Origin of the sequence: Salmonella sp. SAL00672 (genome assembly GCF_046552175.1) — a bacterium.
Lineage (GTDB): Bacteria > Pseudomonadota > Gammaproteobacteria > Enterobacterales > Enterobacteriaceae > Salmonella > Salmonella enterica.
The window spans coordinates 13,076-35,948 of the sequence record NZ_JBGDUQ010000016.1; the positions used below are offsets into that span (position 1 = coordinate 13,076).

Annotated in this window: 18 protein-coding genes; 6 read left to right on the forward strand and 12 right to left on the reverse strand. The window is 54.3% G+C overall.

The genetic code is table 11. From position 1 onward, the window contains the following. Window positions 1–141: 141 nt before the first annotated feature. From ACLJTG_RS22685 to tsgA, 7 genes are all read right to left on the reverse strand, one after another. Window positions 142–312 (reverse strand): YhfL family protein, encoded by a 171-nt coding sequence (locus ACLJTG_RS22685; protein ID WP_000472323.1) that lies wholly within the window; start codon window positions 310–312, stop codon window positions 142–144. A 192-nt stretch (window positions 313–504) separates the two neighbouring features. Continuing rightward, the gene (gene bigA, locus ACLJTG_RS22690; protein WP_410959108.1) at window positions 505–6,276 is read right to left on the reverse strand and encodes an autotransporter adhesin BigA; all 5,772 of its coding nucleotides are present in this window, start codon (window positions 6,274–6,276) and stop codon (window positions 505–507) included. 328 nt (window positions 6,277–6,604) lie between these two features. Beyond that, window positions 6,605–7,978 (reverse strand): siroheme synthase CysG, encoded by a 1,374-nt coding sequence (gene cysG / locus ACLJTG_RS22695; RefSeq protein ID WP_000349897.1) that lies wholly within the window; start codon window positions 7,976–7,978, stop codon window positions 6,605–6,607. Window positions 7,979–7,989: 11 nt separating this feature from the next. Continuing rightward, window positions 7,990–8,799: a nitrite transporter NirC gene (nirC, locus tag ACLJTG_RS22700; protein WP_000493576.1), complete on the reverse strand. Its 810-nt coding sequence runs from the start codon at window positions 8,797–8,799 to the stop codon at window positions 7,990–7,992. Window positions 8,800–9,063: 264 nt separating this feature from the next. Next, window positions 9,064–9,390: a nitrite reductase small subunit NirD gene (gene nirD, locus ACLJTG_RS22705; RefSeq protein ID WP_000084814.1), complete on the reverse strand. Its 327-nt coding sequence runs from the start codon at window positions 9,388–9,390 to the stop codon at window positions 9,064–9,066. Beyond that, entirely contained in the window at window positions 9,387–11,930 is a 2,544-nt protein-coding gene (gene nirB, locus ACLJTG_RS22710; protein ID WP_079951605.1) for an NADPH-nitrite reductase large subunit, read from the reverse strand. Before nirB ends, nirD begins: the two co-directional genes overlap by 4 nt. A 316-nt stretch (window positions 11,931–12,246) precedes the next feature. Beyond that, complete coding sequence (tsgA, locus tag ACLJTG_RS22715; RefSeq protein WP_198898405.1) at window positions 12,247–13,428, reverse strand: MFS transporter TsgA; 1,182 nt, start codon at window positions 13,426–13,428, stop codon at window positions 12,247–12,249. Between the two features lie 276 nt (window positions 13,429–13,704). Here tsgA and ppiA point away from each other — a divergent pair, with 276 nt between their 5' ends. The 5 genes from ppiA (at window position 13,705) to ACLJTG_RS22740 (ending at window position 17,043) form a co-directional block, all read left to right on the forward strand. Beyond that, window positions 13,705–14,277 carry a peptidylprolyl isomerase A gene (ppiA, locus tag ACLJTG_RS22720; RefSeq protein WP_000920482.1) on the forward strand — a complete coding sequence of 191 codons (573 nt, stop codon included), beginning with the start codon at window positions 13,705–13,707 and terminating at the stop codon, window positions 14,275–14,277. Window positions 14,278–14,385: 108 nt separating this feature from the next. Continuing rightward, the gene (locus ACLJTG_RS22725) at window positions 14,386–14,553 is read left to right on the forward strand and encodes a YhfG family protein (RefSeq protein ID WP_001519136.1); all 168 of its coding nucleotides are present in this window, start codon (window positions 14,386–14,388) and stop codon (window positions 14,551–14,553) included. Next, complete coding sequence (locus ACLJTG_RS22730) at window positions 14,543–15,145, forward strand: putative adenosine monophosphate-protein transferase Fic (protein ID WP_001280676.1); 603 nt, start codon at window positions 14,543–14,545, stop codon at window positions 15,143–15,145. Before ACLJTG_RS22725 ends, ACLJTG_RS22730 begins: the two co-directional genes overlap by 11 nt. A 31-nt stretch (window positions 15,146–15,176) precedes the next feature. Further along, window positions 15,177–15,740 carry an aminodeoxychorismate synthase component 2 gene (gene pabA, locus ACLJTG_RS22735; protein ID WP_000601878.1) on the forward strand — a complete coding sequence of 188 codons (564 nt, stop codon included), beginning with the start codon at window positions 15,177–15,179 and terminating at the stop codon, window positions 15,738–15,740. An 85-nt stretch (window positions 15,741–15,825) separates the two neighbouring features. Then, on the forward strand, window positions 15,826–17,043 hold the full coding sequence (locus tag ACLJTG_RS22740) for an aspartate aminotransferase family protein (protein ID WP_000190023.1): 1,218 nt from the start codon (window positions 15,826–15,828) through the stop codon (window positions 17,041–17,043). 42 nt (window positions 17,044–17,085) lie between these two features. Here the strand turns inward: ACLJTG_RS22740 and ACLJTG_RS22745 are convergent, their stop codons facing one another. Together ACLJTG_RS22745 and crp are read right to left on the reverse strand one after the other, a co-directional pair. Beyond that, window positions 17,086–19,173, reverse strand: coding sequence for a YccS/YhfK family putative transporter (locus ACLJTG_RS22745; RefSeq protein WP_000269311.1), 2,088 nt, complete (start codon window positions 19,171–19,173; stop codon window positions 17,086–17,088). Between the two features lie 48 nt (window positions 19,174–19,221). Next, entirely contained in the window at window positions 19,222–19,854 is a 633-nt protein-coding gene (gene crp / locus ACLJTG_RS22750) for a cAMP-activated global transcriptional regulator CRP (RefSeq protein ID WP_000242758.1), read from the reverse strand. Window positions 19,855–20,161: 307 nt separating this feature from the next. Here crp and ACLJTG_RS22755 point away from each other — a divergent pair, with 307 nt between their 5' ends. Beyond that, window positions 20,162–20,566 carry an OsmC family protein gene (locus ACLJTG_RS22755; RefSeq protein ID WP_001148919.1) on the forward strand — a complete coding sequence of 135 codons (405 nt, stop codon included), beginning with the start codon at window positions 20,162–20,164 and terminating at the stop codon, window positions 20,564–20,566. Window positions 20,567–20,661: 95 nt separating this feature from the next. Here ACLJTG_RS22755 and ACLJTG_RS22760 read toward each other — a convergent pair whose 3' ends face one another. Genes ACLJTG_RS22760 through ACLJTG_RS22770 form a run of 3 tightly spaced genes read right to left on the reverse strand, consistent with a single transcriptional unit; the run spans window position 20,662 to window position 22,865 of the window. Beyond that, window positions 20,662–21,531 carry a phosphoribulokinase gene (locus ACLJTG_RS22760; protein WP_001274690.1) on the reverse strand — a complete coding sequence of 290 codons (870 nt, stop codon included), beginning with the start codon at window positions 21,529–21,531 and terminating at the stop codon, window positions 20,662–20,664. A gap of 51 nt (window positions 21,532–21,582) precedes the next feature. Beyond that, window positions 21,583–21,801 carry a YheU family protein gene (locus ACLJTG_RS22765; RefSeq protein WP_000586568.1) on the reverse strand — a complete coding sequence of 73 codons (219 nt, stop codon included), beginning with the start codon at window positions 21,799–21,801 and terminating at the stop codon, window positions 21,583–21,585. Further along, the gene (locus ACLJTG_RS22770; protein ID WP_001214109.1) at window positions 21,798–22,865 is read right to left on the reverse strand and encodes a hydrolase; all 1,068 of its coding nucleotides are present in this window, start codon (window positions 22,863–22,865) and stop codon (window positions 21,798–21,800) included. Before ACLJTG_RS22770 ends, ACLJTG_RS22765 begins: the two co-directional genes overlap by 4 nt. Between the last annotated feature and the right edge of the window lie 8 nt (window positions 22,866–22,873).

Sequence of the window (22,873 nt, forward strand, 5' to 3'; positions counted from 1 at the left end):
TAATTGCTTGCCCGATGGCGCTAGCTTATCGGGCCTACCAACGAGCGTAAGTTGGACAAGGCATCTGCGCCGTACCGTTTATCAGACCTGTAAAAAAACCGGGAAAATCCCGGTTTTTTTGTATCTGCGCAGTCGTTTCTATTATTGATCGGCAGCCGGGCCGCAACCGCCAATAATTTTAGAAATAGAAATTGCAGGGTGCAGCAAATAATCGTAGCTGCAGTTATTTTTTTTGTTTTCGATATGACCAGTACAAGCAGTGAGCGTCGCCAGAACCCCTGCCACAACGGCAATTTTTACAAATTTAAACATTTCAAAATCCTTGTTGATAAAACGAGCACTACTGGTGGAATAAATATAAGATCTATTTAGCGTATAGTACGATAGCAATTAATGAATCATCCAGGTAGTCCAAATAAGGACTTTATCTTTACCAGGGGATATGATTTAAAAAGGCCGCTTAATAATAAGCGGCCTGTATTAGTGTTATATAATGTCGTTTATTTAACGAAATGTTTTCTTAACGTTAAGCATAAAGCCTTTATCGCTGATACCGTCTTCCTTCCACTGGTAGGCATCCAGATGTAGCGCGGTATCATTGCTGCTGTATTTCACGCCGATGGTTGCCAGACCATTAACGCCGCCGCCTTTTTGACCGTCATCCACGCCGAACGATTGACCCGCCGCACCCTGTAATGACGCTGTACGCTGGCTCTTGCTGTAGCTCAGGTTCGGGCCGCCTTCCAGGGTAGCGGTGGCGCTCCAGCCGTCTTTCCCGGCGTAATCCAGCTTCAGGCCGACAATAGAGTCTACCGCCGTTTCGTTGCCAGAGTTCATGGACAGGTTAAAATCTCCGGCGTTGCGCTCTTTGTAGCCTCCTTCCATGGTGTGACGGAATTTCACCCCGGCATACGGCGTGACTTTCAGCGTATCACTCATCATGGTGAAAGTTTTCGCCCCTTCACTGCGAAACTCAAGGTACTGCTGACGCATGTCGGAATCGGCAATTTTGTTGACATCGCCATAAGCGACAGAACGGCTACTGTCGAGGTTATGCACGTCATAACGCAGGCTGTTGTTCCACGCCAGACCTTCATCAAACGCCATGCTGTGCTTCAGGCCAAAGAACTGGCTGTAGCCGCCTGTCAGGCCGTTATCGCCCGCAGTTTTCGAACCGTCGCCATCCAGACGCGCAATACCGTACTCCAGCGTCAGATTCTGGCTGGCGGTGAGATCCAACGTCTGGCGTAATGCCAGCATGTCGTACTGGGTGTCGTTGCCCAGCTCCGCACGTGGGTCGCCTTTCGCCACCACGTTGAACGCCAGACCATCTTTAATTTGCGGCGCGGCGTCGGCCAGCATGGTAAAGCGGTTGCTGAGTACACGCGCTTCACGGAATACCGTGGTGGCCTGAGCACCGCTGACCTGCTTGAGTGCGCTGTTCAGCTCGGCGGTAGTCCCCACATTAAGGCTGGTGTACAGCTCGTTGTTGGTGTAACCGGCGTCCAGCGCCTGCGCCACGTCGCTTACCGAGCTGTCGGTCGCCACATCGGCATAGGCGTTTTTGGTCATGGTGACGTCAACGTTGCCGTCGGCATCCTGGCTACCCTGGGCGTTCCACACCACGCTGGTGGAAGTGATGTTGTCCGCGCCCTGGATATTGCTGCCGGTGAAGGCGTTATCCACCACCACGGTGGTATCCGCCGTACCGCTGGTAAAGCCGGTATCCACCTTCACGTTGTCGCCAATCACCAGGTTATTGGCTTTCAGCGTACCGGAGCTACCGTCGGCGTTGGTGCCAACAATATAGTTGGAGAGCTGCTGCGGCGCGTTGGGATCCTCTGGCGGCGTCGGGATGCTGCCCTCGGTCGGGGCGGTAGTCGCATCCGGGATGACGATGTCCGCTGTCCCGTTATGGTCGTTCTGCGTGCCCGTAGTACCCGGCGCGTAGATGTCGCAGCCGCTGTCGCACAGCAGGTTGATTTCGCCGTTGTTGATGATGGCTTTGGTCTTGCCGCCAAACGCATACGAGTCATCCGCGTAAACGTTAATCACGCCGTCTGCGGTGTTGTTTATGGTGGTGGCATTACCGTTGCCCTTGATGCCGATAAGCCCGGTGCCGTTGGTGCCGTCCTCCTTGCCCTGCTCGGTACCGACGTTGATGGTGCCGCTATTGACCAGGTTAATGACATAACTGCTGGTGCCGCCGCTAATCGCCACGGCGTTATCGCCCTGCACGTTGATAGTGCCCTGGTTGCCGAAGTTATAGCCGCGGCCCAAATTGATTAGCGGCGCATCCGGGTTAATACCGTTAATCACGCCGGTTGCGGTGTTCCAGATCCATTTGGGGTCATTGCTGCCGTTGACCGTGGTGATGGCGCTGTAACCGTTAGTGGCGGTGATGGTGCCGCTGTTCACCTGGGTCAGCGAATCGTTGGCGCGCGTCAGATTGATGATGGTGTTCTCGCCGCCTTCCACCGCGCTGCCGCTGTTGGTAAGCGTAGCGTCCTCTTCGTTATAGAAATAGAAGCTGCCGCTGACCAGCGATTTGCCATCTTCCGCCACCGTCATATCGCCAGTATTGACGATTTCCTGCTGGTAGCTGGTGCCCGCTATGGAGCCGGTGAAATCGCCGTTATTGTAAAAAGTGACGTCGCCATTAAGGGTTAACAGATCGGTGGTGATGCTGCCGTCCGCTTCATTAAAGAGGCTGTGCCAGGTGGAAATAGCGTCCGCGTCCAGCGTCCCGTAGTTAGCCAGCGCGTTAGCCCCGCCGTTAATCGTCAGGGTGCCGTTGACGGTGAGCGACGCGCCCGCCTCGTTGTACAGCCAGCCGCCATTAGCATCCAAATCCCCGTTCAGGGTTTCAGTTCCGTAGTTGGCCAGCGTTTTGTTAATGAAGAAGCCCGTGTCAGAGGTCCGGGTGTCGCTGTCGCCGCTGCCGGGCAGGGACTGGATCCAGATTTTATCCGTTGGCGTACCGCCCATGTGTGAATCAGTCTCATCCATCGGGCTGCCGTTGAGGTTGATGGAGCCGTTATTGATGATGTAGCTGGAACTGTCGCTCAGAAACGCCTGACCGTAATCGGCGTCAATGTTAATCACGCCGGTGGTATCGTTGATGACGACGCCGCCGTTCAGCGCCGCCATGCCGACCAACTCGTTTGCCTGGCCGGTCACGCCCTCATCGGCGGTCAGGGTGATCACGCCCTGGTTAATGGCGGTGCCGCCCTTGAGCGCCATCATACCGAACCCGGCATTGTTGACGGTAATGGTACCGGTGTTGATGGCGGTGGCGTCGCCATCACCATCGGTGGAGCCAGCCACCATCCCCGAACTGGTGAGATAAAGCTGCGACGGTTTCCAGTAATTTGTGTCGGTGATGTTATTTTCATCATCCAGCGTCGGGACAAAGGCATCCAGGTAGATATCGCCCGCGTTTGATGCGGTTCCTCTGCTGGCAGCGACGCCATACACGCCCGCCCCCTGCAAATGGATCGTGGCGCCCTTATCGTTAACGACATCGCCATAATCGGCCGCCAGCATGGCGTAAAAGGTATGGTTATACCATTTCACTGGGTATGCGCCATAACCGCCACTGGACCGTGGCGTCTGGTCAGAAATGACGGTAATATCGCCATCCGCTTTGTTACGTACAACAGAGCCTTTACCGTTGGCGCGAACAATGGCGGAACGATCCTCAATATTACTGCCATCGCCGGTGGTGTAAGACAGAATATTGCCGCTATTGCTGATTTCTGCGCCGTTATCAGCGCGCATAATGTAATACACGCCGTAGCTTGTGATATCGCCTTTGTTTTCAACAGAGGCTCCACTTCCGTTAGCCATTAATAAAGCATAATCGGTGTAATAACCCGTGGGTATATAGCTGGAAGTAACCTCAATAACCGAGTCGTCATTCAGTATCAGAGAACCGCCGTTACTGACCTGCGCCAGAATGACATGCCCCCCCATTATCGTGTTTGTATCGATAGCCGAATGGCCGCTTAGCGTGACGTTACTGTTACCGCTGACGTTAATGCCTATAACCTCTGCGGAGTATCCATCATCCGGTTGTTCGCCGTGGATGATGTTAATACCGCCGTCGATCTCAACGTTGTTATCATCACCGGTGACGTTCAGGCCAATAACGTCCAGGTATTGGCCGCTGACGGCGGACAGATCTTTATCGTCGATATTCAGTGCGCCATTAAGCGCAACATCGTTGCCGTCGCCGCTGACGGTGACGCCGATTATCGGCGTGTCGGACTGAGCCAGATCGTCCTGCCCGTAGTCGGCGTTGATATTCACATTTCCGGTGATATCAACGGTATTGCTGTCGCCGCTCACGCTCACCCCAGTTGCGGCGCGGAATATGCTTTCGCTGTCCTGCACTGAGGTTACGTTAATATCGCCATCCAGCGTCACCTGCGACGTATCGCCGCTCACCAGCGAGCCGGTGCCGTCAAGGCTGACATTAATATCACCCTTGTTGCTAAAGGTGTTTTGTTTGCCTGCGACCACAAACCCCACCGAGTCTGCATCACGTACGGTGGCGTTGCCGGTATTTTTTGCTTCATTTCCGGTGCCATAGGTGATGATGCCCATCGCGCCGTCGGTGACCAGCAGATCGCCCGCCTGGGTCAGGCTGCCGTTGTCGCCATTGATAATCACGGCGGCAGAGCCCGCGCCATCCACCGCGATATCACCGGTATTGGTGGTATGGGCGTCGTCGCCGTCAATGCGCGTACCGACGGCGCCGCCGGAGATAGTCTGATTACCTTCGTTGATAACGAGCGCGTTGTCGCCATCGATATACAGCGCCGTGGAGTCCGCGCCGCTGACGGTAGTGCTCCCGGCGTTATCGATAACCACGTTATCGCCGGTAATGTGGCCGCCGGTGCCGCCGTCGGTGATGGTCATATCACCGTCATTGTTGACGCGGGCGTTATTGCCGTTAATGACGGTGCCGGTGGAGCCTGCGCCGCTGATGTCAGAGGTACCGGTATTCTTAATCGTGGCGTTGTCGCCGTCGATGATGATGGCGGTACCGCCGCCGCTCACGGCAATGTCACCGGCGAAATTGGTGGTGGTGCCGTTGCCGGAAATCAGCGCGCCGGTGGCGTTGTCCACCGTTGAGTGGCCCGAAATGGTGTTGGTGGTGCCGTCACCGGAGATAACCATGCCGGTGGCGCCGTCGGTCACACTGGAGTCCCCGGTGAGCGTGTTGACGGTTCGATCGCCGGAAATAATCACGCCGGTGCGATCCTGGCCGCTGATATCCATGCCGCGATCGGAATTATGCGCCTGGTCATCGCCACTGATAACGGTGGTTTTATCGTCGGCAATAATCAGATAGCCACGGCTGTCGTACTTCCAGTAGAGACCGTTTTCCTGGGTGCCTTCAATCACGGCGGCATTGGCGTCGGTCACGTCCCAGCCGGTGACGTTCAGCGTTTTGCCGTCTGCGGTGGTGAGCTGCCACTGGTTGTCCTGTTCTGAATAATTCCACACGGCACCCTCGAGAACGCTGCCGTTATCCAGTTTGAAGCTATCGAAGGTCAGGGTGTCTTTGCCTTTATCGATGGTGACGCCGTTGCTGAAGGTAATAACAGAGTCATCCGGGGGCGTGTCGTCGTCGTCGCCGCTATCGTCGGGCGGGGTCACATCGTCATCGCCGCTATCGTCAGGCGGGGTTACATCGTCATCGCCGCTATCATCGGGCGGGGTTACATCGTCATCGCCGCTATCGTCGGGCGGGGTCACATCGTCATCGCCGCTATCATCGGGCGGGGTCACATCGTCATCGCCGCTATCGTCGGGCGGGGTTACATCGTCATCGCCGCTATCGTCAGGCGGGGTCACATCGTCATCGCCACTATCGTCGGGCGGGGTCACATTGTCATCGCCGCCATCGTCGGGCGGGGTGACGTTGCCGCCATCGTCGGGCGGGGTGACGTCGCCGCCATTATCGGGCTTAGGGGGGGTATAAGAATGATTAGAATCTCCGCCACCGTTATTTTCAACGCCAATAGCCACACCTGCGACCAGTGCAGCAACGCCGCCAGCAACCCAGCCCCAGTGATTATCATTTTCAGGTGTAGCAAGGCAGGTCGGTGAGAGTTTTGCGCGTTTTTCTTTAGGCAGGGAGGAGATATTACTGGGACATTCTTTTTCATCATCGTTATTTTCTGCGGCGATGGCCGGAATGTAATAACTTTGTAGCGTTAAAGCGATAGCGATAGAAATAAGTTTTTTCTTTTGCATAGGGTTCATCCTTAATTAATATTTTCCTTGCGTACTAAACATATGCAGAGAGCGATACAGGCAATGATGAAATGGCCAGAAGAAAAATTATGCTTTAGTGTTTATTTTATCACCCGATAACCAGGTCAGGTCAAATTGAGTGCTTAACGGTGTTATTTATTGTATGAATGAATAAGAGGTGAATTTGACGAGTAAAAGGGTTTTTAGGCAGAATTATTACTATTTAAATTTTTCTGGTGTATTTAAAGTTGATTTCTTAATTCACTTTTAAGTAAAAATAATTTGAGATTACGAGTGGTTGTAAAATAAAGCCCTGTTATTCAGGGCGTTATTTTAATTAATAATTAGAGAACCAATTTAATTTATCGCGTAAGCCAACGACCCGGCCAACGATAATCAGCGCCGGGCTTTCAACCTGTTGCGCTAATTCACCAAGCTGCGTCAGCACACCGTGGACGACGCGTTGCTTCACAGAGGTACCGTTTTCTACCAGCGCAACCGGCATATCGGCCTGCATACCGAATGCGATCAGTTTTTCCTGGATAGTCGCTGCCTGATTCAGCCCCATGTAGAACACCAGCGTCTGTTTTTCTGCCGCCAGGTTTTCCCAGTCCAGCTCGCCGCCGGTTTTCAGGTGACCGGTGACCAGACGTACGCTCTGGGCGTAATCGCGATGGGTTAGCGGAATACCAGAGTAGGCGGAGCAGCCGGAAGCCGCGGTAATCCCCGGCACTACCGAGAAAGGAATACCGGCATGACACAGCGTTTCCAGCTCTTCGCCGCCGCGACCAAAGATAAAGGGATCGCCGCCTTTCAGGCGTACCACGCGTTTACCTTTTTGCGCTTCACGCAGCAGGATCTGGTTGATTTCTTCCTGTGGGACGCAGTGGTAACCCGCGCGTTTCCCCACAAAGACCCGATCGGCATCGCGGCGTACCAGGTTCATAATGTCGTCGGAGACGAGGCGATCGTAAACCACGATATCCGCCTGTTGGATTTGTTGTAACCCTTTCAGCGTCAGCAGTCCGGCATCGCCCGGCCCGGCGCCGACCAGCACGACTTCGCCACGGTGATCCAGCGGTTCGCTAAACAGGCGTTCGGTTGTCGCGTTAACCGCTTTCTCATCGGCATTCGCCAGCGACTGCGCCAGCCGGTCATTGACGAAAAATTTTTCCCAGAAGCGACGACGTTCGCCCATGGTGGCAAACTGCTTTTTCACTCGGGCGCGGAGTTGTCCGGCATAGCGCGCGACCTGCCCCAGATGCTGCGGCAGCAGCGATTCCAGTTTCTCGCGCAGCAGACGCGCCAGCACCGGGGAGGTGCCGCCCGAGGAGACGGCGACCATCAGCGGCGAGCGGTCAATAATGGAGGGCATGATAAAGCTGGCGGCTTTCGGCGCATCCACCACGTTGCAAAAGATACGGCGTGACTCCGCCGCGTCGCTGACGCGCTGGTTGACGGTATCGTCGTCAGTGGCCGCGATCGCCAGCCAACACGAGTCGAGAAGCGTTTCGTCGAACGGTCCCTCAACCAGAGTCAACATGCCTTCATTTGCCCATACGGTGAACTGTGGAATAAAGGTTAGCGCATTGACCGTTAAACGTGCGCCTGCTTCCAGCAGTAACCGTGCTTTGCGTTCTGCGACATCGCCACCGCCGACGATCAGACAGTCGCGGTCGCGTAATTGACAAAATATAGGCAAATGGTCCACGACATTACCCCTTAATGGTTGGCTGTAACCTTAATTTGGTTGGTTTTTTGCGGAACAGGACGCTCCGATTTCGGCGTAGCATACCAATAACCCAATCCCATGAACACGACGCCGGACAAAGTATTACCCAGAGTGACCCATAACAGGTTGTGTCCGATTCCGGACAGGGTATAGGCGTCGCTGTGATGACCAAACCAGGAGAGGGCGAACAGCGTCATATTCGCGACGGAGTGCTCGTAGCCGGAAGCGATAAACGCCAGCAGACACCACCAGATAGCAAGAAATTTTGCCGTGCCTTCGGTGCGGATTGCCATCCAGATTGCCAGACAAACCAGCCAGTTACACAGCGCGCCTTTGAAGAACAGTACCGTGGCGGGCGCGGTGGTTTTCGCCAGCGCGACTGAGTGAACGATGCTGGTATCGACCGGCAATAAACTGCCGCCGCCCCAGCTGTAAAGCAGGGCGACAAACACGGAACCGACCAGGTTGCCGAGCCAGGTTTGCGGCAGGATAGCCCACATTTGACCGTGGCTGATGGTGCCTGCTTTGACGCCCAGCGTCAGGAACATGGTGTGGCCGGTAAACAGTTCGGAACCGGCGATGATGACCAGCGTTAAGGCGATACCGAAGGTCGCTCCCATCACCAAAGGACGCACGGACGGGTCGAGCAGATTGCCGAGGGTGAAAATAAGAATGATGCCGAGACCGACATAAGCCCCGGCCATTGCCGAACTGACCCAGAAGCCGAGCGGATTATTCGCCGACAGGCGTGCGATGCGCGCAGCGTTAGCCGCACACTTATTGATAGTGTCTGTAAACATTTGATTATCCTTTTCTCACTTCATCCTTTGCACTGCCTCTTTGTTGGCTGCCCTCGCTCACCCCAGTCACATAGTGAACTATGTTCCTGGGGATTAATGAGGGACATCCTTGTCCCTCACCGAAGGCAGCCAGCGGCTGTTCAAATTCGTTCCTGACGAATTTGTTGCTCAGTTGCCGCCGCGATGCAGTACAAATGATTTTGTGATAACAATTAAAATGAAAAAAATACAAAAAAGGGGAGGCGTTGCGCCTCCCAAAAATAATTAACCGCGCAACTGCACCACGCCGTCTTTCACCCGCGCGTCGTAATGTTTCACAGAAAACTGCTCATCTTCCATGCATAAACCATCGCTCAGGCGGAAGCGCTGCTTTTTCAACGGGCTGGCGACCCACAGTTCGCCCTGGTGTTCCGCAATCAGCCCACGAGACAGCACGCTGGCCTCAAAGAACGGGTCGATGTTGCTGATCGCGAACACCTGATCGCTATGGTAAGGACGGAAAATTGCCACCTGCTCGCCGCCTGACAGCGCGCAGACGCCGGTTCCCGGCAGGATGTCATCGATTTTGCAGATGTTTTGCCACTGGCTCATGCGTTTTCCTCCACCAAAGTGACCGGGATGCGTTCATACGGCGTGGCCGGACGATGCTGTTCGCGTTCAGGCACAACCTGGACATTTGGGTCGCGTTTGTCGCTGTTGATGAAGTGTTTGAAACGAACCTGCGCCGCTGGCGTGTTGACGGTCTCCGTCCACTCGCAGACCACCGCTTCACGCAGACGGGCCATCTCTTCTTCCAGATGTTCGTTCAGGCCCAGCTTATCGTCGATGATGACCGATTTCAGATACTCGATGCCGCCTTCCAGATTATCCAGCCACGGCGCGGTACGGGTCAGTTTGTCGGCAGTACGGATGTAGAACATCATAAAGCGGTCGAGGTACTTGATCAGCGTTTCGCGATCGAGATCGGCTGCCAGCAGATCCGCATGACGCGGTTTCATGCCGCCGTTACCGCAGACGTACAGGTTCCAGCCTTTCTCAGTGGCGATGATACCGACGTCTTTACCCTGCGCTTCCGCACATTCACGGGTACAGCCGGAGACGCCGAACTTCATTTTGTGCGGGGTGCGAATGCCTTTGTAGCGGTTTTCCAGCTCCACGCCGAAACCGACGCTGTCGCCCACGCCGTAGCGGCACCAGGTGCTGCCGACGCAGGTTTTCGCCATTCGCAGCGCTTTGGCGTACGCGTGACCGGTTTCGAAGCCCGCTTCAATCAACTGACGCCAGATTTCCGGCAGATCGTCTTTTTGCGCGCCGAACAGACCGATACGCTGAGAACCGGTGATTTTGGTATAGAGGTTAAACTCGCGGGCGATACGACCCACGGCCACCAGACCTTCCGGGGTGATTTCGCCACCCGCCGAGCGCGGGATCACCGAGTAGGTGCCGTCTTTCTGAATATTCGCCAGGAAGTTATCGTTGGTATCCTGCAACGGCGTGTGCTGCGGCTTGAGGATGTATTCGTTCCAGCACGACGCCAGCAGCGAACCGACGGTCGGCTTACACACTTCGCAGCCGTAGCCTTTACCGTGTTTCGCCAGCAGTTCTTCAAAGGTTTTGATACCTTCCACGCGGATTAAGTGGAACAGTTCCTGACGAGAATAAGCAAAGTGCTCGCACAGGTTGTTGTTGACTTCAATACCCTGTTTCGCCAGTTCGGCGTTCAGTACCTGCGTCACCAGCGGGATGCAGCCGCCGCAGCCGGTTCCGGCTTTGGTTTCCGCTTTCAGCGCCGCCACGGTATGGCAGCCTTTATTGATAGCGGCGATCAGATCGCCTTTAGTCACATCGAAGCAGGAGCAGATCTGCGCGCTGTCCGGCAGTTTATCCACGCCGATAGCGGGTTTACCACTGCCCGCGTGCGACGGCAGGATCAGCGAATCCGGGTTTTCCGGCAGTTCGATGGCGTTCAGTACCAGTTGCAGCAAATTGCCGTAATCGCTGGTGTCGCCGACCAGTACTGCGCCGAGCAGCGTTTTGTTATCTTCGCTGACAATAAGACGTTTGTAGACTTCTTTGCTTTCATCGAGGTAAACGTAGCTACGCGCGCCCGGCGTGCGGCCATGCGCGTCGCCAATCCCGCCGACATCCACGCCCAGCAGCTTCAGTTTGGCGCTGAGATCCGCGCCTTCAAAGGCGTTTTCACTGCCGAGGATATGGTCAACGGCGACCTGGGCCATTTTATAGCCCGGTGCGACCAGACCGTAAACGCGGTTGTTCCAACTGGCGCACTCGCCGATAGCGTAGATATCCGGGTCGGACGTTTGGCAGGTGTCGTTAATCACGATACCGCCGCGCTGCGCGACGGCCAGACCGCACTGGGTAGCCAGCTTGTCGCGGGGGCGAATACCGGTAGAGAAGACGATAAAATCGACTTCCAGCTCGCTGCCATCGGCAAAACGCATAGTCTTACGCGCTTCGTTACCCTGCTGAACAATCTCTTGCGTGTTTTTACTGGTGTGTACACGCACGCCCATGCTTTCGATCTTGCGACGTAGCTGCTCGCCGCCCATCTGATCGAGCTGTTCCGCCATCAGCATTGGCGCAAATTCAATGACGTGCGTTTCCACGCCGAGGTTTTTCAGCGCGCCAGCGGCTTCCAGCCCCAGCAGACCGCCGCCGACCACCGCCCCGCGCTTGCTGCGGCGGGCGCAGGCTTCGATAGCGTTGAGGTCTTCAATGGTACGGTAAACGAAGCAATCCTGGGTTTCGGAGCCTTTAATCGGCGGAATCCACGGATAGGAACCGGTCGCCATGATCAGCTTGTCATAATAAACGGTACGACCCGCGCTGGAGTGAATCACTTTCTCCTGACGGTTAATGGTAATTGCGCGTTCGCCAACCAGTACCTTCACGCCGTGCTTCTCGTAAAATCCTTCACGCACCAGAGAGAGCTCTTCCGCGGTGTGGTGAGAGAAGTAGGATGACAGGTGGACACGGTCATAGGCTTTACGGGGTTCTTCACAGAACACGGTAATGTCGAACAGGCTAGCGTCGGATTTATCAAGGAGATCCTCAATAAAGCGGTGGCCGACCATACCATTACCGATAATAGCGAGTCTGACTTTGCTCATTTTTGCCTCGATTTCTTTTCTATTACCGCCTACCTTAACGATTCAGCAACCCCGCTTATTGATGTAAATCAAATTCACCTTTATATACCTCTTAATGGGTATATGGCTGATTTGTCTGGATTTTTATAAGTGGCGGAATTGTCAGGCTTTTCAGGTTTGTACAAATAACATACAAAATGAGGGGTTTTTAGACCAACAGGCCTACCTCGTCAGGGGGGGATAGAGTGCCGGAGGGCGACGTCGCCTTATCCGGCCTACCAACAGCTTACGCTGTAGGCCGGATAAGACGCATCGCGTCGCCATCCGGCAATCATTATCAATGCGCCGCTGGCGAACTATGCTGGCGATGACGGGACACAAAGCCGAGCGCAAAGCACATCATAAAGACCACCGCATACAGACCATTCGCGGTGAGTAACGCCGCCTGTGGGCCGCTGTGCGCTACAATCGGGCCGGTGACGACGAAGGTCAGCATCGTTCCGATGGTGCCGCAGGTCAGAATAAAGTTAACCAGCTTAGGCGAGGCCACTTTCGTTTGCTGCGATCCCAGCGTAATGATGGAGGTATAAATGGCGCTGGAGAAGAAGCCCAGCATCAGAATAAACCACGGCATATGCGCCTGCGTGCCGGTAATAAACAGATACATCAGTACCGCCGCCATACCCGCCAGTACGGTCAGGATGCGTTGCAGATCGAAAAAGCGCAGGATAAAGCTGAACGCCCACATGCCAAACATATAGGACATCCAGAAATCACTCACCAGCGCCCCGGCGTCATTCAGGCTCATGCCGAGGCCTTTGGCGTATTCCGGCACCCAGGAGATAAAGCCCAATTGACCGAGGATATAGCACAGCGCGGCGACGGCCAGAAACAGTACGCCAATGCCCCATTTTTCTTTGACGACAGGCGCCTGAGAGTGCTGCGCATGTTTACCCAGCGCCGGAAATTCACAGCCGAAGGTCAGGATAAAAATCGCCAGGTAGACCAGGCCGATGCAGGCGTAGACCCAGTACCACTCAATACTACGCGCCAGCAGGAAGGCGGCGACCATAGGAAAAATCATCCCCGCCATGCTGAAGAAGGAGTCGGTAAACAGCAGTCGGGAACCGCGCTGACGCCCTTCATAAAGTTGCGTAATCAGGAAGGTGCCAATCGACATGGTGATCCCGCTGACCAGCCCCAGCACAAACATCGCCGCTGAGAACAACGCCAGGCTATGGCTGAACATCAGCCCGGCCACCGCCAGCACCATCAGGATAAAACCAAAGCGTAGCTGTGTTTTCAGCGGGACGATTTCCATCAGCCACGCGTTGAGGAAGATCGAGATCAAAATCCCGGCGTTCAGAAAAGTAAAGGTGTTACTCATACTGGAAACGGGCAGATGAAAATAGTCTGCGATATTTCCCATCACCATCCCGGTGACAATCACCAGCGCCCCGGTCAGGGCGTAGGAAAGAAAGCTGATCCATGTGAGCTTGATGCGGTTGCTGTTAGTCATGTCTGGCCTTGAAGAGAAGTGAAGCGCGTGGAGGGCGCGTTAAGCGGGCAGATTTTAGGCGTTTTTGTGATGTATTTAAATAATTATTAGTGATAGTAATGTTCATTACATTTTTTAATGTGATGTTTGTCACATCATATTGCAAGGACAAGGCGTTGCGTCGTAACGTTACATTTGTTTCATGTACGTAAAATTAGGTAAAGGGCTGGCCTGGCCCAGGAAGGCTCTTTAGAATCATTCCACTTGCTTTATTTCTGCTCTCTTTAAGGAAATCTCATGCTCAAATCGACTCTGGCGGCTGTCGCAGCTGTTTTCGCTCTTTCTGCTCTTTCTCCCGTAGCGTTGGCAGCAAAAGGCGATCCTCATGTGCTGTTAACCACCTCCGCCGGGAATATTGAGCTGGAGCTGAACAGCCAGAAAGCGCCGGTTTCTGTGAAAAACTTTGTCGATTACGTCAACAGTGGTTTCTATAACAACACTACGTTTCACCGCGTTATTCCTGGCTTTATGATTCAGGGGGGTGGTTTTAACGAGCAGATGCAGCAGAAGAAACCGAATCCGCCGATTAAGAATGAAGCCGACAACGGTCTGCGTAATACTCGCGGCACGATCGCGATGGCTCGCACCGCAGATAAAGACAGCGCCACCAGCCAGTTCTTTATTAACGTCGCGGATAACGCTTTTCTCGACCACGGCCAGCGCGACTTTGGCTATGCGGTATTTGGTAAAGTGGTAAAAGGTATGGATGTCGCCGATAAAATCTCACAGGTACCGACGCACGATGTCGGGCCTTATCAGAATGTGCCGACAAAACCAGTCGTTATCCTTTCCGCGAAAGTCCTGCCATAAAACATGCCTGCGCGGGTGCGAGCCGCCCGCGTTTTCTCCCTGTCTCAGCGTAACCTGAAATTGCTGTTTATACTTGTGGTCAAGCACAGGCATATTCAGGGAGGCTAGGTGAAGAAACTTACCGATAAACAAAAGTCACGCTTTTGGGAACAGCGGCGCAACGTTAACTTCCAGCAAAGCCGCCGTCTCGAAGGTATTGAGATCCCCTTAGTAACCCTGACCGCCGATGAAGCGCTGGCACGTCTTGACGAGCTTCGGAGGCACTATGAGCGATAAATTTGGCGAAGGGCGCGATCCGTACCTCTATCCGGGGCTGAATGTGATGCGTAATCGGCTGGGGATTCATCAGGCCCAGCGACTGGCGCAAGCGGCATACGAAATGACCGCGCTCCGCGCCGCTACGATTGAACTGGGGCCGCTGGTACGCGGCTTGCCTCATCTGTGCGCGATTCATCGCCAGCTCTATCAGGATATTTTCGACTGGGCAGGGCAACTGCGGGAGGTCGATATTTACCAGGGCGATACCCGTTTCTGCCACTTTGCCTATATCGAAAAAGAGGGCAACGCTCTGATGCAGGATCTGGAAGAAGAGGGCTACCTGGTTGGTCTGGCGCACGAGAAGTTTGTCGAGCGGCTGGCGCATTACTACTGTGAAATTAATGTGCTTCATCCGTTTCGTTTGGGGAGCGGGCTGGCGCAGCGCATCTTCTTTGAACAACTGGCGCTACATGCAGGCTACGCGCTGAGTTGGCAAGGTATTGCGGTTGAAACATGGAAGCAGGCGAACCAGAGCGGCGCGATGGGCGATCTCTCCGCTTTGCGGGCGATTTTTCAGAAAGCGATAAGCGAAGCTCGCGAAACTGAGTAAAATAGTGCGGTTCTACTCACCCGGAGCCGCCATGATCCTGCTTATCGATAACTATGATTCCTTTACCTGGAACCTCTACCAGTATTTTTGTGAACTGGGCGCGGAAGTGCAGGTCCGGCGCAATGATGCGCTGACGCTGGCGCACATTGACGCTTTGAACCCGCAAAAAATCGTTATCTCTCCTGGCCCCTGTACGCCGAATGACGCTGGCATTTCACTGGCGGTCATCCGCCATTATGCCGGACGTATTCCGATGCTGGGCGTTTGCCTGGGTCATCAGGCGATGGCGCAGGCCTTTGGCGCGTCGGTGGTGCGGGCAGCGAAAGTGATGCACGGTAAAACGTCACCTGTTACGCATAATGGACAGGGCGTGTTTCGGGGATTGCCCAGCCCGTTAACCGTGACACGTTACCACTCGCTGATTGTCGACCCTGCCACGTTGCCAGAGTGTTTTGAGATCACCGCCTGGAGCGAAACGCAGGAGATTATGGGCATTCGCCACCGCGAGTGGGATCTGGAAGGCGTGCAGTTCCACCCGGAAAGTATTCTTAGTGAACAGGGACACGCGCTACTGGAAAATTTTCTTCAACGTTGATTAATGGTTGTCATTGAGTGATTTTTTATTCATATTTTGTGAGTATAATTTCAATGAATTTTCTGCTTAACCGGGTGGTAATGATATGGCAACTGAACAAACGGCTATTACGCGCGCAACTTTTGATGAGGTGATTCTGCCTGTTTATGCACCGGCGGACTTTATTCCGGTCAAAGGTAAAGGCAGTCGCGTATGGGATCAGCAAGGCAAAGAGTATATCGATTTCGCCGGCGGGATTGCAGTGACTGCGCTGGGCCATTGCCATCCGGCGCTGGTCGAGGCGCTGAAATCCCAGGGGGAAACCTTGTGGCATACCAGTAACGTTTTTACCAATGAACCGGCGTTGCGTCTGGGACGTAAACTGATCGACGCCACGTTTGCCGAGCGCGTGCTGTTTATGAATTCCGGCACCGAAGCGAACGAAACCGCTTTTAAACTGGCGCGTCATTATGCCTGCGTGCGCCATAGCCCGTTCAAAACGAAAATCATTGCCTTCCATAACGCCTTTCATGGCCGTTCCTTGTTTACCGTCTCTGTCGGCGGGCAGCCAAAATATTCCGACGGCTTTGGGCCGAAACCCGCCGATATTATTCACGTTCCCTTCAACGATCTTCATGCGGTAAAAGCGGTAATGGATGACCACACCTGCGCGGTGGTGGTCGAGCCGATTCAGGGTGAAGGCGGCGTGCAGGCGGCTACACCGGAATTCCTCAAAGGGTTACGTGACCTGTGTGACGAGCATCAGGCGTTGCTGGTGTTTGATGAAGTGCAGTGCGGGATGGGGCGCACCGGAGACCTGTTTGCCTATATGCACTACGGCGTCACGCCGGATATCCTCACCAGCGCCAAAGCGTTAGGCGGCGGTTTTCCGGTGAGCGCCATGCTGACCACGCAGGAAATCGCCTCGGCCTTTCATGTCGGTTCGCATGGTTCAACCTATGGCGGTAATCCGCTGGCCTGTGCGGTGGCTGGCGCGGCATTCGATATTATTAATACGCCAGAGGTACTACAAGGCATTCACACTAAGCGGCAACAGTTTGTGCAACATTTGCAGGCGATTGACGAGCAATTTGACATTTTCAGCGATATTCGCGGCATGGGGCTGCTGATTGGCGCGGAACTGAAGCCGAAGTACAAAGGTCGGGCGCGCGATTTTCTGTACGCAGGCGCGGAGGCCGGCGTGATGGTGCTCAATGCCGGAGCCGACGTGATGCGTTTTGCCCCGTCGCTGGTGGTGGAAGAGGCGGATATCCATGAAGGAATGCAGCGCTTTGCGCAGGCGGTAGGGAAGGTGGTGGCCTGATGGCGGATTGCCGGATAAGCGTAGCGCATCCGGCAGTCGGTCTTAACCTTTTGTATCCCGTAGCCGCTTACTCAGCCAGATACCGTGATGCGGACGCTGACGCCAGGCCATCGACGAAATGGTGTGCATGGTGTTCAGATGGCCAATGATGCGCTGTAAATGTTGTTCCAGAGTGCTCAATAAGCCATGTGACGGCATGTCCGGCGACTCCAGAATATTGACATCGCCGGAGCCGCCTGGCCTGTCGTACTCCAGGCGCTGCTGGCAGCGCTGAATTGCAATCTCGCAAGATTCCAGATAGCGCTGCGCCAGATCAGGCGTCAGCATGGTGTGTTCCCGCGCCAGCGTCGTCATAGCGTTGATATGCTCGACAATAAACTGGCTGTGCGTGACCCACAGTTTCATATCCGACAGATAGTGGGTATTGAATCCGGGTTCCTGCATTGCCTGATTTAACGAGTTGAATAACGTGTTATGCGCCTGGTTGACCCGCATTCTTTGATAAGCGAGCGGGGTGGCCTGCGGATCGTTACTGAGGATCAGTCGGATAGCTTCTTGATCGGCTTCCAGCGCATCATGGGCGTTTTTACGTAATAGCCCGCTTTGCCATTGCGGCCACAGCCAGACCATGCCGCCAAAGGCAATTAAACAGCCAATCAGCGTATCGATCAGCCTCGGCACAATAAACTGCTCTCCGTTTAGCGTCAGTAACTGGATGGTGTATACCGCCGTCACCGTAAAGCCGACCGTCGCCCAGCCGTAGTTTTTACGAATAATCAGATAACTTGCCAGCGTGAGTACCAGCATGACCGCCAGCGTAATGCTTTCGGGAATATGTAAGTGCAGCGTGACGCCGGCAATCACCAGGCCGACCAGCGTTCCGACCGAACGGTGCAGAATACGCACGCGTGTCGCGCCATAGCCGTTTTGGGTGACAAACAGCACCGTCATGAGTATCCAGTACGGTTTAGGCAGGTGCAACGCACTGCCCATCAGACTGGCGATGCTCATCATCACGCTGATGCGTCCGGCGTTGCGTAGCGCCGGCGATTTAAGAGACATATAATTTTTCAGCGCCGGAAGTAGCGGCAAACGACGCTGTTTATCGGCCATCAGGTCGCGGGCGTACAGCGGTCGCTGAGTACGCAGCACACGGGCGATTCGACTGAAGTGCCAATAGCAGAACTGGCCTACCGGATTTTCAGGATGCTGATTGGCGATCTTCTCCAGAGCGCCAATCTGTTTTTCCATGGAGAAGCGCGTCGGCAGACGATGATAAAGAATGTCATCCGCCAGCACGCGCAGACGGGCGGCGACCGTTTGCGCATTCCAGCGAATCACCTCTTCCGCATGGCTGCGTTCTACCAGTTTCTGTACCTCTTCCGGCTGATGCAAGCTGACGGAGATGTGCTCCTGCAAATCCATCGCTTCCTGAAAAGCCCGCAACAGGCGCTTGTAATCATTATTGTTGTGCGCCGAAAGCATATGCATCTGTTGGTAACACTGGGTAATGAGATCGACCGCTTTTTGCTGGCGTATCAGCAGGGGAGGCAGCGCTTTTTCCGGATCGATATGTTGGGTGAGCAGGCTGTATTTCGCTTCACAATAATCGGCCAGTTCACGGTATAACAAACTCAATGACTCGCGCAGCGGCTGTTCGCGCCATAGCCAGAACCAAAACCAGTTAAACACGCCGTACCATAGCGTGCCCAGCGCATAAATGAGCAGCGGCTCCCAGACGGGCATGTATCCCGCAAGGCTCAGGGTAAAGATGGCGGCAATCAGCGACGCTGGCAGTAGCCGCGCGTGAAGCGGGCTAATTTCCGCCGTCACGCCAAGCACCAGCGTCAGCCCGGTCAGGATCAACGGCAGGGGGATGGATTCCGCCAGCAGAAGTTGCGTTACCAGACTGCATCCGGCGAACAGCGATGCGCCGATGATCAGGCGTTTAAAAAAGCGTTTGTGCGGGGTATCCAGACCTGCAATGTTGCAGCAGGCGGGAACGAGAGAGAAAAGCAAGCCCAGGTGTAGCTGGCCTATCAATAAACCAACAGCCACAGGCAGGCACAGCACCAGCGTTTGCCGTAGTGCGTAATTAATCTCTGGGTGATAAATCAGTCTTCGCCACATCGATGCAAACAAAAATGGCGCATGATAAAACGCGCCATTCTGACGGGATTAACGGGTGCCGTAGACGACGATGGTCTTGCCATGCGCGGAGATCAGGTTTTGATCTTCCAGCATTTTCAAAATACGACCAACGGTTTCGCGGGAGCAGCCGACGATCTGGCCGATTTCCTGACGGGTGATTTTGATCTGCATCCCATCCGGGTGCGTCATGGCATCGGGCTGTTTCGCCAGATTCAGCAGCGTCTGAGCGATACGCCCGGTGACGTCAAGGAAGGCGAGGTTACCTACTTTTTCAGAGGTGACTTGTAAGCGACGAGCCATCTGGGAAGAGAGGCGCATCAGAATATCCGGGTTGACCTGGATTAATTGGCGAAATTTTTTGTAGGAAATTTCAGCGACCTCACATGCGGTTTTCGCACGTACCCAGGCGCTGCGTTCCTGGCCTTCTTCAAACAGGCCCAGTTCACCAATAAAATCACCCTGATTCAGATAAGAAAGGATCATTTCTTTCCCTTCTTCATCTTTGATCAGCACTGCCACGGAGCCTTTAACGATGTAGTACAGCGTTTCTGCTTTTTCACCCTGGTGAATCAGCGTGCTCTTTGACGGGTACTTATGAATGTGGCAATGAGACAAGAACCATTCAAGAGTCGGGTCTGTTTGCGGTTTGCCAAGCACCATGCGCGGTTATCCTCTGTTATAAGCTGTCTCCAGAGCCAGAAAACGGCACTGTCTCTGGGGTTGCAAAAATATACTTCCCGCTACCTGGGAAGGGGGCTACGAAAATAGATTGTAGCCTGTAATGTGATGTCCTCTGCATACATGCAGTACGTCAATGTATTACTGTAGCATCTTGTCTGTTTTAGCATAGCTTTCGCCGTGTGTCTCCTGGTGTCTCGCTTCAGCATGACCCAGGTCGCCTTCCATTGCGACTTTTGTTGTATGCGCGTAATCTTTCAGGAAAATTGAAACATTGGAGTTACGAAATATGCAAGCGCGTGTAAAGTGGGTTGAAGGGCTCACGTTCCTCGGAGAGTCCTCCTCCGGCCACCAGATTTTAATGGATGGTAACTCCGGTGACAAAGCGCCGAGTCCGATGGAGATGGTATTAATGGCGGCTGGCGGATGTAGCGCTATTGATGTGGTATCAATCCTGCAAAAGGGCCGTCAGAATGTCACCAACTGCGAAGTGAAGCTGACATCCGAGCGCCGGGAAGACGCGCCGCGCCTGTTTACGCACATTAATCTGCATTTTATCGTTACCGGCAGCGATCTGAAAGAGGCTGCCGTCGCGCGCGCTGTCGATCTCTCCGCGGAAAAATATTGCTCGGTGGCGTTAATGCTGGAAAAAGCGGTCAATATTACCCATTCGTATGAAGTGATTGCGGCGTAACATGTGATGCCGGATGGCGGCGTGGCTTTATCCGGCCTACCCGTTTTTATCTCGTAGGCCCGATAAGCGTAGCGCCATCGGGCATTTCACCGCGGTTATTCGATTTTTTTGCCTTCCATTAATCGCTGCACCAGCGGCAACATAATCAGCTCCATCGCCAGCCCCATTTTGCCGCCCGGCACCACTAATGTATTAATGTGAGAAATGAACGAGCCCTGGAGCATCGCCAGGAGCCAGGGAAAATCGATCCCTTCCAGATTGCGGAAATGGATCACCACAAAACTCTCATCCAGCGAGGGAATACCCTTTGCGGCGAACGGATTGGACGTGTCGACGGTCGGTACGCGCTGGAAGTTGATATGGGTACGCGAGAACTGCGGCGTAATGTAATTGATGTAGTCGTCCATGGAACGCACCACGGAATCCATCACCGCTTCACGGGAGTGTCCGCGCTCGCTGGTGTCGCGGATTAGTTTCTGAATCCACTCGAGGTTGACGATAGGCACCACGCCAACCAACAGATCAACATGACGCGCGACATCATGTTGCGGGGTGACGACGCCGCCGTGCAGTCCTTCATAAAACAGCACATCGGTCGGTTCGGGAAGCGGCTGCCAGGGGGTAAACGTGCCGGGAACCTGATTCCACGGTACGGCTTCATCATAGGTATGCAGATATTTACGCGACTGGCCTTTACCCGTCTGCCCGTACTCAATAAAGGTATGTTCCAGTAGGCTGAAGTCATTGGCTTCAGGCCCGAAATAGCTGATATGCCGCCCGGCGTCACGCGCTTTGCGGATCGCCATATCCATTTCCGGGCGGGTGTAACGATGAAAACTGTCGCCTTCCACCTCGGCGGCGTGCAGATTTAACTGCGCGAAAATTTTACGAAACGCGAGGCTGGTGGTGGTGGTCCCCGCGCCGCTTGACCCTGTTACTGCTATCACCGGATGTTTGGCTGACATGGCAACTCCATGATTGAGCTTTAGTAATAATGTATTGTCGGCAAAGGCGTTTTATTCGCGAAACTGCTTTTTCGGCATAATATTGACCGTTTCATGTAATTCAGACCATACCAGCACGGCCTCGCCGGATTGCAGTTGGCGTTTTACGTCAGCGACTTTTTGTTCAAGCGAACGTTCATGTTCACCATAATCGGTGCCTTCGCGCAACACAAAGCTTTCGATCAGGTTGTCCAGCGTGTCGGGGGCGAGCCCCTGCCAGGGAATGATCATGATGACGCCTCCAGGTACGTTGTCAGCCAGTCAGGAATTCGGCGTTCCAGCCACATTTCAGGGCGCAGCGGCGTACCGCCGATAAATCCTACGTGTCCGCCATGCTCAGTCAGCTGATACTCCACCTGCGGGGGCAGATCTTCCGCTTTAGGGATCACATGATGATCCATAAACGGATCGTCTTTAGCGTGAATAATCAGCGTCGGTTTAGCAATCTGGTTAAGCAACGGCATGGCGCTACACTGACGATAGTAGTCGATGGCGTCGGCAAAGCCGTGAATTTTCGCGGTGATCAGGTCGTCAAACTCGCGAATTCGGCGCATTGATTTCAGTTGCGCCAGATTCACCGGCAGCGACCCGGGATATGCCGCCAGCTTGCGTGACGCATTCGCTTTTAACAGATTAAGCAAATAACGCTGATAGACGCGGGAAAACCCTTTGTCCATGTGGTAGCTACAGGCTTCGAGAACGAAAGGCGCAGAAACAATTACCGCCGCCTCGATGGGAATATCGCGGCCTTCTTTCGCCAGCAGGCACGCCAGCATATTACCGCCGAGCGAATAGCCCACGGCGGCTGTCGGAACGGCGCCGAACTCCCGCTGTAGCCAGCGTAAAAACCAGGCTCCATCCTCCGTTTCACCGGAGTGGTAAATACGATTCAGACGGTTGGGCTCGCCGCTACAGCCGCGAAAGTGCATCACCACGCCCAGCCAGCCGCGCTTTTGCGCCGCCTCAATCAGCCCGTGGGCATAGGGGCTGTTCAGGCTGCCTTCCAGACCGTGAAAGACCACCAGCCGCGGTTTATGCTTTGCCTGTTGCGGATCTTCGCTCCATGCCAGATCGACAAAATCGCCGTCCGGTAGCTCCAGCCGCTGCCAGTGGGCGTTGAACTTCACTTTGCGGCGGATTAAACGCGGCAGCATAGTTTGTAAATGGCGATTACGAATGCCACGCATGGGAATAAATTCATGCGAGTCATTGACAGGCGGGGTCATTTCTGTGGACGTGATCTCAACCATAGCACCAGAACAATTGATAATTGGAAACAATACTATACCGCGCATAAGGTTCA

Coding starts and splice junctions, on each gene's coding strand:
- pabA (WP_000601878.1), top strand. CDS start 15,177: ATGATCCTGCTTATCGATAACTATGATTCCTTTACCTGGAACCTCTAC.
- ACLJTG_RS22685 (WP_000472323.1), bottom strand. CDS start 312: ATGTTTAAATTTGTAAAAATTGCCGTTGTGGCAGGGGTTCTGGCGACG.
- ACLJTG_RS22745 (WP_000269311.1), bottom strand. CDS start 19,173: ATGTGGCGAAGACTGATTTATCACCCAGAGATTAATTACGCACTACGG.
- ACLJTG_RS22755 (WP_001148919.1), top strand. CDS start 20,162: ATGCAAGCGCGTGTAAAGTGGGTTGAAGGGCTCACGTTCCTCGGAGAG.
- ppiA (WP_000920482.1), top strand. CDS start 13,705: ATGCTCAAATCGACTCTGGCGGCTGTCGCAGCTGTTTTCGCTCTTTCT.
- nirB (WP_079951605.1), bottom strand. CDS start 11,930: ATGAGCAAAGTCAGACTCGCTATTATCGGTAATGGTATGGTCGGCCAC.
- ACLJTG_RS22740 (WP_000190023.1), top strand. CDS start 15,826: ATGGCAACTGAACAAACGGCTATTACGCGCGCAACTTTTGATGAGGTG.
- ACLJTG_RS22760 (WP_001274690.1), bottom strand. CDS start 21,531: ATGTCAGCCAAACATCCGGTGATAGCAGTAACAGGGTCAAGCGGCGCG.
- crp (WP_000242758.1), bottom strand. CDS start 19,854: ATGGTGCTTGGCAAACCGCAAACAGACCCGACTCTTGAATGGTTCTTG.
- ACLJTG_RS22730 (WP_001280676.1), top strand. CDS start 14,543: ATGAGCGATAAATTTGGCGAAGGGCGCGATCCGTACCTCTATCCGGGG.
- nirC (WP_000493576.1), bottom strand. CDS start 8,799: ATGTTTACAGACACTATCAATAAGTGTGCGGCTAACGCTGCGCGCATC.
- nirD (WP_000084814.1), bottom strand. CDS start 9,390: ATGAGCCAGTGGCAAAACATCTGCAAAATCGATGACATCCTGCCGGGA.
- ACLJTG_RS22770 (WP_001214109.1), bottom strand. CDS start 22,865: ATGCGCGGTATAGTATTGTTTCCAATTATCAATTGTTCTGGTGCTATG.
- ACLJTG_RS22765 (WP_000586568.1), bottom strand. CDS start 21,801: ATGATCATTCCCTGGCAGGGGCTCGCCCCCGACACGCTGGACAACCTG.
- tsgA (WP_198898405.1), bottom strand. CDS start 13,428: ATGACTAACAGCAACCGCATCAAGCTCACATGGATCAGCTTTCTTTCC.
- bigA (WP_410959108.1), bottom strand. CDS start 6,276: ATGAACCCTATGCAAAAGAAAAAACTTATTTCTATCGCTATCGCTTTA.